We start from the raw sequence: 13809 nt of genomic DNA on the forward strand, positions 1-13809 counted from the left end.
TTGAACCATGTGGAATAACGTTCGCCAACTGAACCTTGCCGCCAGCGCGTTGTACGCGCTGCTGCTGCTCGTGTTGGCGGCGGCCGGCTGCTATTGGCTGATCCAGCGCCCGGCGTTCGCATTGCGCGAGATCCGGATCGACGGCGACACCGAGCACATCAACACGCCGACCGTGCGCGCGGGTGTCGTCGGCCGGCTCAAGGGCAATTTCTTCACCGTCGATCTCGATCTCGCGCGCGCCGCGTTCGAGCAGATGCCGTGGGTGCGCCATGCGAGCGTGCGGCGGGTTTGGCCGAACGCGCTGGCCGTGACACTCGAGGAATACAAGCCGCTCGGCACCTGGGGCCACGATCAGCTCGTGAGCGTAGACGGCGAACTCTTTACCGCGAATCAGGGCGAACTCGAAGACGAATTGCCCGCGTTCGATGGGCCGGAGGGCAGCGCGAAGGAGGTGGTCGCGCATTATCGCGATTTCGTCAAATGGTTTGCGCCGCTCAACGCGACGCCGGAGGAAGTGACGCTGTCGCCGCGTTACGCATGGACGGTGAAGCTGTCCAACGGTATGCAGGTGGAGCTTGGCCGCGAGCGCAACAACGACACGCTGTCAGACCGGGTCCGCCGCCTCGTCTCCGCGTGGCCGTCCGTCACGCGCCGCTGGGGCGGCGATATCGAGTATGCGGATTTGCGCTACCCGAACGGGTTTGCGATCCGGGCGGCCGGCATGCGGTTTCTGAGCGACGCCGACAAAGGCAAGAAGTAACACGACATCACACGCAAGAGCACTCTATGAGCAAAGACTACAAGGATCTGCTGGTTGCCCTCGACATCGGTACGTCGAAGGTGGTGGCCGTCGTCGCCGAGCTGAAGGGCGAGGGTCACTATGAGGTGATCGGCCTCGGCCAGAGCGAGTCGAAGGGGCTGAAGAAAGGCGTGGTGGTGAACATCGAGGCCACCGTGCAATCGATTCAGCGCGCGCTCGAGGAAGCGGAGCTGATGGCCGACTGCAAGATCACGAACGTTTTCACCGGGATCGCCGGCAGCCACATCCGCAGCTTCAATTCGAGCGGGATGGTCGCGATCAAGGAGAAGGAGGTCACGCAGACGGACGTTGCGCGCGTGATCGAGACCGCGAAGGCGATCAACATCCCGACCGACCAGCAGGTGCTGCACATCCTCACGCAGGAATTCATCATCGACGGCCAAGAGGACGTGCGCGAGCCGATCGGCATGAGCGGCATCCGCCTCGAGGTGAAGGTCCATATCGTGACGGGCGCGGTGAGCGCCGCGCAGAACATCGTCAAGTGCGTGCGCCGCTGCGGGCTCGAAGTGAACGATTTGATCCTGCAGCCGCTCGCATCGTCGCTTGCGGTGCTGACCGAGGACGAGAAGGATCTCGGCGTGGTGCTCGTCGATATCGGCGGCGGCACGACCGACATCGCGATCTTCGCCGAAGGCGCGATCCGTCATACCGCGGTGATTCCGATCGCGGGCGATCAGATCACGAGCGATATCGCAATGGCGCTGCGCACGCCGACGCCGGACGCGGAAGACATCAAGGTCGGCTATGGAATCGCGAAGCAGGCGCTCGCCGATCCGGACGAGATGGTCGAAGTGCCGGGCCTGGGCGAGCGCGGGCCGCGCACGCTGTCGCGGCAGGCGCTCGCGGCCGTGATCGAGCCGCGCGTCGAGGAATTGTTTTCGCTCGTGCAGCAGGTGGTGCGCGAGTCTGGTTACGAAGAGTTACTCAGTTCTGGTGTCGTGCTGACAGGCGGTGCTGCGATGATGCCGGGCATGGTCGAATTGGGCGAGGACATCTTCCTGAAGCCGGTGCGCATCGGCGCGCCGGAATACGCGGGAGGCTTGGCCGACGTCGTGCGCAATCCGCGCTATTCGACAGCGATGGGCCTGCTCGTCGAAGGCAGCGCGCAACGCATGCGCGGGCGCAAGGTCGCGGTGCAATCCGGCTCCGCGGGCCAGATCTTCTCGCGGATGAAGGACTGGTTCCTCAGCAACTTTTAAACACGTTCGGATCGGGCGGCGTGCGCCAGATCCGAAAAGCGGGAAAACCTGGGCGGCCCAGTGTTTTCTTCAAAGCGGTTTCGCAATACGCGCCGGTGCCGGCGGCCGGCGCGCGACGGAAGGTTGCCCGATCTTTCGCCGAATAACGGCCGAATAGCGGTTATTTTCTTGACGGAGGCAATGATGGAATTCGAAATGCTGGAAACCGAGACCAACGGCACGATCATCAAAGTGATCGGCGTTGGCGGCGCGGGCGGTAACGCCGTGCAGCACATGATCAACAAAGGCGTGCAGGGCGTCGATTTTGTCGTGATGAATACCGATGCGCAGGCGCTGTCGCGTTCGCGCGCGCCGTCCGTGATTCAGCTCGGCAACACCGGCCTCGGCGCCGGCGCGAAACCGGAAATGGGCCGTGCGGCGGCCGAGGAAGCGCGCGAGCGCATCGCCGACGCGCTGCGCGGCGCGCACATGGTGTTCATTACGGCCGGCATGGGCGGCGGCACCGGCACCGGCGCGGCGCCCGTCGTCGCGCAGATCGCCAAGGAGATGGGGATTCTGACCGTCGGCGTGGTCAGCAAGCCGTTCGAGTTCGAAGGCGGCAAGCGCATGCGCGTCGCGGAAGCCGGTTCGCAGCAGCTGGAAGATCACGTCGATTCGCTGATCGTCGTGTTGAACGACAAGCTGTTCGAAGTGATGGGCGACGACGCCGAGATGGACAAGTGCTTCCAGTGCGCCGACGACGTGCTCAATAACGCGGTCGCGGGCATTGCCGAGATCATCAATGTCGATGGCCTCGTGAACGTCGACTTCGAAGACGTGAAGACGGTGATGGGCGAGCAGGGCAAGGCGATGATGGGCACGGCGACGGTCGCAGGCGTCGATCGCGCGCGCCTTGCGGCGGAACAGGCGGTGGCGAGCCCGCTGCTCGAAGGCGTCGATCTGTCGGGCGCGCGCGGCGTGCTGGTCAACATCACGTCGAGCCGTTCGCTGCGCTTGTCGGAAACGCGCGAAGTGATGAACACGATCAAGAGCTACGCGGCGGAAGATGCGACGGTGATTTTCGGCGCGGTGTACGACGACGCGATGGGCGACGCGCTGCGCGTGACGGTGGTGGCCACCGGCCTGGGCCGCGCGGTGAAGAAGCAGCAATCGGCGCCGATGACGCTGCTGCGCACCGGTACGGACAACCAGCCGGTTGCCGCGGCACAGCACGGCTACGCAAACTCGCATCACGTGAGCACCGGCGACTATGGCGCGTTCGATACGCCGGCCGTATGGCGCAATTCGCGCGAGACGGCCGCATCGCACGTGCAGGCGCTGCAGGAGAAGGGTGTCGACACCTACGACATTCCGGCTTTCCTGCGCAAGCAGGCCGACTGACGCGCGAGCTGCTTCGCGCCGCGTGATGCACGCGCGGCACGGGCCGACGTGACGGATGAAACGGCTCATCACAGGCCGCGTCGCTTGCGACGCCGGGCCGGGCGCATTGCCCGCTTCGCTCGTGCGAGGCTGGCCGGGCCGCGTCGTCTGTTGCAAATGGCCGTATCGCAAGAGGAAGAACCAGCAATGATTCGAGTGGGCGACACGCTGCCCGACGCGGAACTCTTCGAGTATCTCGACGACGCGCGCGTGGGCTGCACGCTGGGGCCGAACGCCTTCAGCGTGCGCGAGCAGACGGCGGGCAGGCGCGTGGCGATCTTCGGATTGCCGGGCGCGTTCACGCCGACTTGCTCGACGCAGCATGTGCCGGGCTACGTCGAACATGCCGAGCGGTTGCGCGCGGCGGGTGTCGACGAGATCTGGTGCGTTGCTGTCAACGACGCATTCGTGATGGGCGCTTGGGGACGCGATCTGCACACCGCGGGCAAGGTGCGTATGATGGCGGACGGCAGCGCGGCTTTCACTCATGCGCTGGGTCTTACGCAGGATTTGTCCGCGCGCGGCATGGGGACGCGTTCCCGACGCTACGCGATGGTGGTCGACGACGGCGTGGTCAAGACGCTGTTCGTCGATATGCCGGGCAAGTTCGAAGTCAGCGATGCGGCAAGCGTGCTGGCGAGTTTGACGCGCTGAACATGCGCGATGCCGTTGCCCGCCGTTGTCTTTGAGCAACGCAGCGGCGCGCCGGCTGCGAAGTTGTAACACGGGCCGACGACCGGGAACGCCTCCGTTCCGGGCGCCGGCCCGTCTCGCATTCGTCAGGGTAATGCGTCGAAACAGTTTGAAACGTTGATCGGCACGGCGAGAAATAGGGAATTACGCTATAATCTCATCTATCAAATAAAACTCCTGATTGAAAATCTCAATCAAGAAGACTGTCACCATGTTGAAGCAGCGCACTATCAAATCGATTGTCAAGACCGTCGGCATCGGCGTGCATTCGGGGCGCAAGGTCGAGCTGACGCTGCGTCCCGCCGCGCCCGGCACGGGCATCGTATTCTCGCGCGTCGATCTGCCGACGCCCGTCGACATTCCCGCATCGGCGCTGTCGATCGGCGACACGCGGCTCGCATCCGTGCTGCAAAAGGACGGCGTGCGCGTATCGACGGTCGAGCATCTGATGTCCGCGTGTGCGGGCCTGGGGATCGACAATCTGTATATCGACGTGACCGCCGAGGAAATCCCGATCATGGACGGCAGCGCGGCGTCGTTCGTGTTCCTGATCCAGTCGGCTGGCATCGAAGAGCAGAATGCGCCGAAGCAGTTCATCAAGGTGACGAGGCCCGTCGAGGTCCGCGACGGCGACAAGTTCGCGCGGCTCGAACCGTACTTCGGCTTCAAGTTGAAGTTCACGATCGATTTCCGCCATCCGGCCGTCGATAAGACGGGCCAGGCGCTCGAGGTCGATTTCGCGAATACGTCGTATGTGCGCGAGATCGCGCGTGCGCGCACGTTCGGCTTCGCGCACGAGGTCGAGATGATGCGTGAGCTTGGGCTTGCGCGCGGCGGCAGCATGGACAACGCAATCGTGCTCGACGAATACCGTATCCTGAACAACGACGGCTTGCGTTACGACGACGAATTCGTCAAGCACAAGATGCTCGACGCGATCGGCGATCTCTATGTGGTCGGCCATCCGCTGCTGGCGTCGTATACCGCGTATAAATCGGGCCACGGTCTGAACAACGCGCTGCTGCGCGAGTTGCTTGCGCACGAGGACGCTTACGAGATCGTCACGTTCGACGATCCGAAGGCCGCGCCGAACGGCTTCGGCTTCGATGCGCAAACGGCATTTGCGTGATGCGCTGAGCGCGCTGAAAAGCGCGGCGGAAATCGCAAAGGCGGCCTGCGGGCCGCTTTTCTTTTTGGGGCACGCCTTGGTTTGGTGCTCGGGCCTGCCCGGCGGAGCCGGACGCAGGTTCGCTGACGGCGATATGCATCGAGCCGCAACGGGGTGCGCGGGCGGCTGACGGGCTGGGCGCAGCGGCAGCGCGAACCGCCGGCCGGCGGGGCGCGCCCGCGCCGGTCATCGCGGTGCTTTTGCGTGACGTGCGACCATTCGTTCGAGCGCCGCCTGCAAAGGTGACGGCTCGAGCGTATCCGCGAGGCGGCGCAGCGCGTCCGCGCCCGCCTGCGACATCCGCGCCTGCTTAATCGGCGGTGGTTCGGGGGCAGGCCGCGGCCGGACCTTGATTTTCAGCGACGCAACGGGCCAGCCGCGCGCCTGCAAGTCTGCGACCAGGCGCGGCTCGACTTGCCGCAGCCGCGCGGCGAGCGCGTTGTGCGCGGCGAAGAGCGCGAGCGCGCCGTCCTTGATGAAGCCCGGTTCGACATGGTTGGCCAGGTAATCGGGGAGCAATGCGGCGAGATCCCGCTTGAGCGCGGCGACCTGCTCGACGCCCGCGCGCAACGCGGCGAACGCATCGGTGCGCTTGAGCACGTCGGCGGCCGCTTGCGGTCGCGCCCAGTGGGTGAAATGCTGATGCTTCGGAGGTCGGTTCATGGTGGAGAGCAGGCAGCTCGCGCGCGGCGGCTCGCGCGGCCGGGCGGTGCGGCAATGCGCCGATTGTACCTCGGCGCGCCCGCGCGCCGCCCGGCACGCCTGCGCTCGGTGCCAAGCGCAAATCGTGGCCGCTGCGCCTGCCGCCGAAGTCTCCGGTGCGTAGTAGTGCGCGTGCTAAAATTCGTCGTTTGAATTCACCTCTACGCTCAGCCGCCGAGGCTCAGGTGCCGGGACGACGTCGTTCACAGCTCCGGGGCCTTGCACCGACGCAAACCCGATCCGATGACAACCGGTTTTCTCCAGAAAATTTTTGGCAGCCGCAACCAGCGGCTCGTCAAGCAATACCAAAAGACCGTCGCGGCGATCAATGCGCTCGAAACGCAGATCGAGAAGCTGACGGACGACCAGTTGCGCGGCAAGACAGAGGAGTTCCGTCAGCGCATCGCGGGCGGCGAGACGCTCGATAAACTGTTGCCCGAAGCGTTTGCCGTGTGCCGCGAGGCGAGCCGCCGCGTGCTGAAAATGCGCCACTTCGACGTGCAATTGATCGGCGGGATGGTGCTGCACTACGGCAAGATCGCCGAAATGCGCACGGGCGAGGGCAAGACGCTCGTCGCGACGCTTGCCGCCTATCTGAATGCGCTTGCCGGCCGCGGCGTGCACGTCGTGACGGTCAACGATTACCTCGCGCAGCGTGACGCCGAGTGGATGGGCCGGCTCTACAATTTCCTCGGGCTGTCCGTCGGCATCAATCTGTCGGGGATGGAGCACGATCAGAAGCAGGCGGCATACGCGGCCGACATCACGTACGGCACGAACAACGAATTCGGCTTCGATTACCTGCGCGACAACATGGTCTACGAGACCGGCGCGCGCGTGCAGCGGCCGCTCAACTTCGCGGTGGTCGACGAAGTCGACTCGATCCTGATCGATGAGGCGCGCACGCCGCTCATCATCTCGGGCCAGGCGGAGGACCACACCGAGCTGTACGTGCGGATGAACGCGCTGCCGCCGCTGCTCGAGCGTCAGATCGGCGAGGAGAAGGCGGACGGTACGGGCATCGAGAAGCCGGGCGACTATACGCTCGACGAAAAGGGCCGCCAGGTGTTCCTGACCGAATCGGGGCACGAGAAGGCCGAGCGGATGCTCGCCGAGTGGGGTCTGATCGGCGATGGCGAAAGCCTCTATGCGCCGCAGAACATCACGCTGATGCACCACGTGTACGCGGCGCTGCGCGCGCATACGCTGTTCCATCGCGATCAGCATTACGTCGTGCAGAACGGCGAGGTGATCATCGTCGACGAATTCACGGGCCGTTTGATGCCGGGCCGCCGCTGGTCCGACGGACTGCACCAGGCGGTCGAGGCGAAGGAGCACGTGAAGATTCAGAGCGAAAACCAGACGCTCGCGTCGATCACGTTCCAGAACTATTTCCGGATGTACGCGAAGCTGTCGGGGATGACCGGCACCGCGGACACCGAAGCCTACGAATTCAACGAGATCTACGGTCTCGAGACGGTCGTGATCCCGACCAACCGGCCGCCGAAGCGTATCGACAAGCAGGATCAGATCTACAAATCCGCGAAAGAGCGCTACGACGCGGTGATCCGCGACATCCGCGAATGCTACGAGCGCGGCCAGCCGGTGCTGGTGGGCACCACGTCGATCGAGAATTCGGAGCTGCTGTCGCATCTGCTCAAGCAGGCGGGGTTGCCGCACGAGGTGCTCAACGCGAAGCAGCACGAGCGCGAGGCGGCGATCGTCGCCGAGGCCGGGCGGCCGAAGCGCATCACGATCGCGACGAACATGGCAGGCCGCGGCACCGACATCGTGCTTGGCGGCAACGCCGAGAAGCAGGCGGCGTTCATCGAGGCCGACGACACGATCCCGGCCGACGAGAAGGCACGCCGCATCCAGCAACTCCACGACGAGTGGGAGACGCTGCACGAGCAGGTCAAGGCGGCGGGCGGCCTGCACATCATCGGCACCGAGCGGCACGAGTCGCGCCGTATCGACAACCAGTTGCGCGGCCGCGCGGGCCGTCAGGGCGATCCGGGCTCCTCGCGCTTCTACTTGTCGCTCGAGGACCCGCTGCTGCGCATCTTCGCGGGCGACCGCGTGCGCGCGATCATGGACCGCCTGAAGATGCCGGAGGGCGAGGCGATCGAAGCGGGCATCGTCACGCGCTCGATCGAATCGGCGCAGCGCAAGGTGGAAGCGCGCAACTTCGATATTCGCAAGCAACTGCTCGAATACGACGACGTCGCGAACGATCAGCGCAAGGTGATCTACCAGCAGCGCAACGAACTGCTCGAGGCGCACGACATCGCCGAGACGATCGGCGCGATGCGTCATGGGGTGATCGCCGATGTGGTCCGGCAGTTCGTGCCGGCAGGCAGCATCGAAGAGCAGTGGGACGTTCCCGAGCTTGAAGAGGCGCTGCGCCAGGACTGGCAGCTCGATCTCGCGATCCAGGAAATGGTGAACGAGTCGTCGTCGATCAGCGCCGACGAGATCCTCGACGCTGTCACGACGGCAGCCGACGAACATTACGAGGCGAAGGTCGCTCTCGTCGGCCGTGAGTCGTTCAACGCGTTCGAGCGCTCGATCATGCTGCAAACGCTCGATCGCCTATGGCGCGAGCATCTCGCCGCGCTCGATCATCTGCGCCAGGGGATCCATTTGCGCGGCTATGCGCAAAAGAACCCGAAGCAGGAATACAAGCGCGAAGCATTCGAGCTGTTCGCCGCGATGCTCGATGCGATCAAGCTCGAAGTCACGCGGATCGTGATGAACGTGCAAATCCAGTCGCCCGAGCAGCTCGAGGAGGCGGCCGAGCAGATCGAGGAGCAGGGCGGAGGCCATCTAGATCACGTCGAATATCAGCATGCCGATTTCACCGCGGCTGCTACGGCCACGGCAGCAGGCGCGGCGGTGGCGGAAGCGGCGGCCGATATGGCCGGCCATGCGGCGAGTCACGGCGGGCAGGCAGGCGAAGTGCCGAGAGTCGGCCGCAACGATCCGTGTCCGTGCGGCAGCGGCAAGAAGTACAAGCATTGTCACGGCAAACTGACGTGATGGGCAGGCCCGGCGTTGCGTCGAGCGCCGCCGCCTGAAAGGGTGGCCGGTGCGCGCGGCGGCGAGGTGCCGATCGAAGGCGGCGCGCGATGAGCGCGCCGCGTCGTCTGTGCGATAGCGTTTTTTGCGGTCATGGTGTGGGCGGCGCGTAAGCGGACGCTCGTTCTTCAATCCATCAATGCCGGCGTGCGTGCCGGCATTTTCCTTCGGTGCAGGTGCTTCAGATGGCTGTCAATTTTCCGTCGATCGATTCCGCGCAATTGCATCCCGTCGCCGGCGTCACGCTCGGTTGGGCGGAGGCGCACATTCGCAAACCGAACCGCAAGGACGTGCTCGTCGTCTGCGTCGACGAAGGCGCGAGCGTCTCGGGCGTGTTTACCGAAAACCGCTTCTGCGCCGCGCCCGTCACGGTGTGCCGCGAGCATCTCGCGAAGGCGCGGGCGGGCGGCGCCGGGATTCGCGCGCTCGTCGTCAATACCGGCGTGGCGAACGCGGGCACGGGCGAGCCGGGCCTGATGCACGCGCGCGAAACCTGCGCGGCGCTGGCGCATCTGATCGGAATCCACGCGGACCAGGTGTTGCCGTTCTCGACCGGCGTGATTCTCGAGCCGCTGCCGCTCGACCGACTGAAGGCGGGCTTGCCCGCCGCGCTCGCGAATCGTGCGGGCGCGCACTGGCTCGAAGCCGCGCAGTCGATCATGACGACCGACACGCAGCCGAAGGCCGCATCGCGCCAAGTGACGATCGAGGGCCATACGGTCACGCTGACGGGCATCAGCAAGGGGGCCGGCATGATCAAGCCGAACATGGCGACGATGCTCGGCTTTCTCGCGTTCGACGCGAAAGTTGCGCAGCCGGTGCTCGACGTGCTGGTGAAGGAAGTGGCGGACCGCTCGTTCAACTGCATCACGATCGACGGCGATACGTCGACCAACGATTCGTTCATCCTGATCGCATCCGGCCGGGCGAGCCTGCCCGAGATCACGTCGATCGACTCGCCCGCGTATGCGGCGCTGCGCGACGCGGTCACCGAACTCGCGCAGACGCTTGCGCAATTGATCGTTCGCGATGGCGAAGGCGCGACGAAATTCATCACGGTGCAGGTCGAGGGCGGCCGCAGCGCCGACGAGTGCCGCCGGATCGCGTATGCGATCGGCCATTCGCCGCTCGTGAAGACCGCGTTCTACGCATCGGACCCGAATCTCGGACGTATTCTCGCCGCGATCGGCTATGCCGGCGTCGCGGACCTCGATGTCGGCAAGATCGATCTGTATCTCGACGACGTGCTGGTCGCGCATGCGGGAGGCCGCAATCCCGCGTATCTGGAAGAGGAAGGCCAGCGCGTGATGAAGCAAAGCGAGATTACGATCCGCGTGCTGCTCGGCCGCGGCGACGCGCAGGCCACAGTCTGGACCTGCGATTTGTCGCACGAATACGTGAGCATCAACGCCGACTATCGTTCATAAACGACACGCACACGGGGCGAGCCTCATGGACCAGCTCGAACAATTCCTGAATCGCGCCGAAGCGCTGCTCGGGCGCCTCGAAGCGCTGCTGCCGCCGCCGCCCGCGGCGATCGACTGGGCGTCCGCGTCCGCGTTCCGTTGGCGCAAGCGCCAGGGGCGCGGCTATCTGCAGCCCGTCGCTGCGCGCTCGCCGATCACGCTCGGCGATTTGCAGAACATCGATCGCCAGAAAGCGCTGATCGAGCAGAACACGCGCCAGTTCGTTCTGCGCAAACCGGCGAACAACGTGCTGCTGACGGGCGCGCGCGGCACCGGCAAGTCGTCGCTGATCAAGGCTTGTCTGAACGCTTTCGCGGCCGACGGATTGCGTCTCATCGAAGTCGACAAGGACGATCTGCACGATCTCGGCGATATCGTCGAGCTGATTTCGGCGCGGCCGGAGCGCTTCATCGTGTTTTGCGACGATCTTTCGTTCGAGGACGGCGAGTCGGGCTACAAGGCGCTCAAGGTCGCGCTCGACGGCTCGATTGCCGCACAGTCCGACAACGTGCTGATCTATGCGACGTCGAACCGCCGGCACCTGCTGCCGGAGTATATGAGCGACAACGAAACGTACAAACATCTGCCCGACGGCGAGATTCATCCGGGCGAGGTGGTCGAGGAAAAAATTTCGTTATCCGAGCGTTTCGGCCTCTGGGTCAGTTTTTACCCGTTCAAGCAGGATGATTACCTGGCGATCGTCGGCCACTGGCTCAAGCATTTCGGCTGCGATGACGCCGAGATCGACGCGGCGCGCGGCGATGCGCTCGTCTGGGCGCTCGAGCGCGGGTCGCGCTCCGGCCGCGTCGCATGGCAATTTGCGCGCGATCGCGCGGGCCGCAAGGAGAACGTATGAGTTTGGATGTATCGAACGACGCGGCGCGCACGGGCGCCTCGCGCAAGGTGACCGAGGTGGCGGTCGGCGTGCTGGTGCAGCCGGACGGCCGTTATCTGCTCGCGCAACGTCTGCCCGGCAAGCCTTACGAGGGCTATTGGGAGTTTCCGGGCGGCAAGCTCGAGGCGGGCGAGAGCGTCGAGGAGGCGCTCGCCCGGGAGTTGCACGAGGAACTCGGCATCGTCGTGACCGATTGTCATCGCTGGCATACGCTCGAACACGACTACCCGCACGCCTACGTGCGGCTGTATTTCTGCAAGGTGACGGGTTGGACGGGCGAGCCGCATAGTCGCGAAGGCCAAGCGTTTGTCTGGCAGCGCCTGCCCGTCGGCGTGGCGCCGTTGCTGCCGGCCGCGCTGCCCGTGCTCGAACTGCTCGCGCAGGAGCAGGGGGGCGCGCGGTAGTAAGCAGCGCGCACGGTTTTCGGTCCGCCGGAGGGCGGCTTATCACGCGCAATGGGTCGCGCGCTTGGCCGTCGGCTCGACAGAGGACGGCGGTGAGCGTCGGGCCGTCTCGGGCCGTCGACAGGCCGGGCTGCCAGATCGATTCGCCGGCGCAAGCGATGCCGGTTCGCTCATGCGCAGTTTTTCTGGGGTCGGTGGATTTACCCGCGGGTTCCCTTCTCCTCGCCGTCTGCGTCGTCGTCCGACAGCGCTTCGTTATCGGCGCCGCCGATCCGGTATTTCTCGGCCGCCCATGCGCCGAGGTCCAATTGCTTGCAACGGGATGAACAGAAGGGACGGAAGCGATTCTCGGGCGTCCAGCGCACTTCCTTGCCGCAGGACGGGCATTTCACGGCGGTAACCATAGCAGCAGATCACATTGCGGCGCGACGCGCCGTTACAGGTTGCAAAGGGTGAGTTGAAACGGCACGTTGATATCGACCGCGCGCGGCCGGACGTCGCCGTCCTGCGTGGTGAAGCGCACCCACAGCATGTATTTGTTCGCGCTCGCTTCGGGGATCACGCGCAGTTCAGGGGCGACGCGCACTTGCATGAGCTGATAGGTGCGCCCGGACAGCATCTGCTGATAGCTGCCCTGCATCGCCATGACCTTCGCCGCCTGTCCTGATTCACGGGCGAGGCGCAGCACGATCGTCGCGGCGTCCCGCAGCGGCAGCAGCGGCATCGCCCATTTCGCGATGTCCTGGCGGCGTTGCTCGGACGGCCACTGCTGCCACGCGTAGTAAGACGGCAGGTCGAATTTGCAGGTGCCGCCCGGGATCACGGCGCGGCTGCGGATGCTCGCGAGCCATTCGTTGTCGATCAGATGCTGGCCGGTCTTGCCTTGCATTTGCGCAAGGTTCGCAAGCGTCTGCTCGATCTCGCCGAGCACCGCTTCGAGCGCATTCTGTTCGATACCGGGATTGCCGCGAAATGGCGCGAGCGTTTGCCGCTGGCGCTCAAGCTCCTTCATCAGATCCGATTTCAGATCCGCGCGGCCCGCGACTTCGGCGATCTCGAACAGCGTCGTCAGCGCGACATGATGTTCTCTCGCGTCTTCCTGGGCGACAAAAAACGTAAAGCGCTCGAACAGATCTTCGAGACGCAGTAGCGTGCGGATTCGCTCGTTGAACGGATACTCGTAAAGAATCAAGCGCGCTCGCCTCTCGCGTTGGGGATGACCGAAATTGCAGGGACATTCTAATGCTCGCGGTCTACCCTAGCAATCGGACCATTGCGGGACGCATGACAATGGGGGCGTTCGTGGCGGCGCCCGTGGCGCGGGGCGCCGCCCGCCGCCGGCGCATGTTGGCTGTGCGTCAGCGGGCGGCGGCGCAGCCGAGATAGCGTTGGTGCAGCGCGGCGACTTCGGCTTCGAGTTGCCGATGCGACGCGTGGTCGTTGACGATCACGTCGTCGGCCGCAGCCAGCCTGGCGCTGCGCGACGCCTGCCGCGCGATGATCGCCTCGACCTGCTCGCGTGTGAAGCCGTTGCGGCGCATCACGCGTGCGATTTGCGTGTCCACTGCGCAGTCGACCACAAGCACGCGGTCCACGCGTGCTTTCCATGTGCCGGATTCGACGAGCAGCGGTACGACGAGCACGACGTAAGCGCCTTGCGCCGCGTTTGCCTCGCGTTCGGTTTCGTCGCGAATCAGCGGATGCGTGATCGCTTCGAGGCGCTTGCGCGCCCCTTCGTCGCTGAAGACCAGCGTGCGCATTTTCGCGCGGTCGAGCGAGCCGTCGGCGGCGACGAACGCCGCGCCGAACTCGCGCGCGATGAGCGGCATCGCGGGGCCGTGCGCAGCGGTGATGCGGTGCGCGATGAGGTCAGTGTCGACGATCGATGCGCCGAGCGAGCCGAGCAGATTTGCGACCGTTGTCTTGCCGCTGCCGATTCCACCCGTCAATCCCACCGAGAACATA

13 protein-coding genes are annotated in these 13809 nt (G+C 64.9%); 9 read left to right on the plus strand and 4 right to left on the minus strand.

Features of this window, described 5'->3' with window-relative positions:
• The first annotated feature begins 7 nt into the window (after positions 1 to 7).
• From AQ611_RS03730 to lpxC, 5 genes are all read left to right on the plus strand, one after another.
• The gene (locus AQ611_RS03730; RefSeq protein ID WP_069233746.1) at positions 8 to 760 is read left to right on the plus strand and encodes a cell division protein FtsQ/DivIB; all 753 of its coding nucleotides are present in this window, start codon (positions 8 to 10) and stop codon (positions 758 to 760) included.
• Between the two features lie 26 nt (positions 761 to 786).
• Positions 787 to 2019: a cell division protein FtsA gene (ftsA, locus tag AQ611_RS03735; RefSeq protein ID WP_059515773.1), complete on the plus strand. Its 1233-nt coding sequence runs from the start codon at positions 787 to 789 to the stop codon at positions 2017 to 2019.
• 183 nt (positions 2020 to 2202) lie between these two features.
• Positions 2203 to 3399, plus strand: coding sequence for a cell division protein FtsZ (ftsZ, locus tag AQ611_RS03740; protein ID WP_059516068.1), 1197 nt, complete (start codon positions 2203 to 2205; stop codon positions 3397 to 3399).
• Between the two features lie 186 nt (positions 3400 to 3585).
• Positions 3586 to 4092 carry a peroxiredoxin gene (locus AQ611_RS03745; RefSeq protein WP_059515775.1) on the plus strand — a complete coding sequence of 169 codons (507 nt, stop codon included), beginning with the start codon at positions 3586 to 3588 and terminating at the stop codon, positions 4090 to 4092.
• Between the two features lie 250 nt (positions 4093 to 4342).
• Entirely contained in the window at positions 4343 to 5260 is a 918-nt protein-coding gene (lpxC, locus tag AQ611_RS03755) for a UDP-3-O-acyl-N-acetylglucosamine deacetylase (RefSeq protein WP_059569006.1), read from the plus strand.
• Positions 5261 to 5485: 225 nt separating this feature from the next.
• On the opposite strand, the gene AQ611_RS03760 is transcribed toward lpxC, so the two are convergent.
• Positions 5486 to 5962 (minus strand): DciA family protein, encoded by a 477-nt coding sequence (locus AQ611_RS03760; protein ID WP_069233747.1) that lies wholly within the window; start codon positions 5960 to 5962, stop codon positions 5486 to 5488.
• A 282-nt stretch (positions 5963 to 6244) separates the two neighbouring features.
• Here AQ611_RS03760 and secA point away from each other — a divergent pair, with 282 nt between their 5' ends.
• From secA to AQ611_RS03780, 4 genes are all read left to right on the plus strand, one after another.
• On the plus strand, positions 6245 to 9040 hold the full coding sequence (secA, locus tag AQ611_RS03765) for a preprotein translocase subunit SecA (protein WP_059515781.1): 2796 nt from the start codon (positions 6245 to 6247) through the stop codon (positions 9038 to 9040).
• 224 nt (positions 9041 to 9264) lie between these two features.
• The gene (gene argJ / locus AQ611_RS03770) at positions 9265 to 10506 is read left to right on the plus strand and encodes a bifunctional glutamate N-acetyltransferase/amino-acid acetyltransferase ArgJ (protein WP_059515783.1); all 1242 of its coding nucleotides are present in this window, start codon (positions 9265 to 9267) and stop codon (positions 10504 to 10506) included.
• Positions 10507 to 10531: 25 nt separating this feature from the next.
• On the plus strand, positions 10532 to 11401 hold the full coding sequence (locus AQ611_RS03775) for an ATP-binding protein (RefSeq protein WP_069233748.1): 870 nt from the start codon (positions 10532 to 10534) through the stop codon (positions 11399 to 11401).
• Entirely contained in the window at positions 11398 to 11844 is a 447-nt protein-coding gene (locus tag AQ611_RS03780) for an NUDIX domain-containing protein (protein ID WP_059515787.1), read from the plus strand. Before AQ611_RS03775 ends, AQ611_RS03780 begins: the two co-directional genes overlap by 4 nt.
• Positions 11845 to 12044: 200 nt before the next feature.
• Here AQ611_RS03780 and AQ611_RS03785 read toward each other — a convergent pair whose 3' ends face one another.
• From AQ611_RS03785 to coaE, 3 genes are all read right to left on the minus strand, one after another.
• Complete coding sequence (locus tag AQ611_RS03785; protein ID WP_059515789.1) at positions 12045 to 12248, minus strand: DNA gyrase inhibitor YacG; 204 nt, start codon at positions 12246 to 12248, stop codon at positions 12045 to 12047.
• Positions 12249 to 12280: 32 nt separating this feature from the next.
• Complete coding sequence (zapD, locus tag AQ611_RS03790; protein WP_059515791.1) at positions 12281 to 13036, minus strand: cell division protein ZapD; 756 nt, start codon at positions 13034 to 13036, stop codon at positions 12281 to 12283.
• A gap of 166 nt (positions 13037 to 13202) precedes the next feature.
• Complete coding sequence (gene coaE / locus AQ611_RS03795; protein WP_059515793.1) at positions 13203 to 13808, minus strand: dephospho-CoA kinase; 606 nt, start codon at positions 13806 to 13808, stop codon at positions 13203 to 13205.
• Position 13809 lies beyond the last annotated feature (1 nt).

The organism is Burkholderia singularis (genome assembly GCF_001718875.1).
Taxonomy (GTDB): domain Bacteria; phylum Pseudomonadota; class Gammaproteobacteria; order Burkholderiales; family Burkholderiaceae; genus Burkholderia; species Burkholderia singularis.

Excerpts from the sequence above, each read along its gene's own strand:
- AQ611_RS03730 (WP_069233746.1), top strand. The coding sequence starts at position 8 with ATGTGGAATAACGTTCGCCAACTGAACCTTGCCGCCAGCGCGTTGTAC.
- ftsA (WP_059515773.1), top strand. The coding sequence starts at position 787 with ATGAGCAAAGACTACAAGGATCTGCTGGTTGCCCTCGACATCGGTACG.
- ftsZ (WP_059516068.1), top strand. The coding sequence starts at position 2,203 with ATGGAATTCGAAATGCTGGAAACCGAGACCAACGGCACGATCATCAAA.
- AQ611_RS03745 (WP_059515775.1), top strand. The coding sequence starts at position 3,586 with ATGATTCGAGTGGGCGACACGCTGCCCGACGCGGAACTCTTCGAGTAT.
- lpxC (WP_059569006.1), top strand. The coding sequence starts at position 4,343 with ATGTTGAAGCAGCGCACTATCAAATCGATTGTCAAGACCGTCGGCATC.
- AQ611_RS03760 (WP_069233747.1), bottom strand. The coding sequence starts at position 5,962 with ATGAACCGACCTCCGAAGCATCAGCATTTCACCCACTGGGCGCGACCG.
- secA (WP_059515781.1), top strand. The coding sequence starts at position 6,245 with ATGACAACCGGTTTTCTCCAGAAAATTTTTGGCAGCCGCAACCAGCGG.
- argJ (WP_059515783.1), top strand. The coding sequence starts at position 9,265 with ATGGCTGTCAATTTTCCGTCGATCGATTCCGCGCAATTGCATCCCGTC.
- AQ611_RS03775 (WP_069233748.1), top strand. The coding sequence starts at position 10,532 with ATGGACCAGCTCGAACAATTCCTGAATCGCGCCGAAGCGCTGCTCGGG.
- AQ611_RS03780 (WP_059515787.1), top strand. The coding sequence starts at position 11,398 with ATGAGTTTGGATGTATCGAACGACGCGGCGCGCACGGGCGCCTCGCGC.
- AQ611_RS03785 (WP_059515789.1), bottom strand. The coding sequence starts at position 12,248 with ATGGTTACCGCCGTGAAATGCCCGTCCTGCGGCAAGGAAGTGCGCTGG.
- coaE (WP_059515793.1), bottom strand. The coding sequence starts at position 13,808 with ATGTTCTCGGTGGGATTGACGGGTGGAATCGGCAGCGGCAAGACAACG.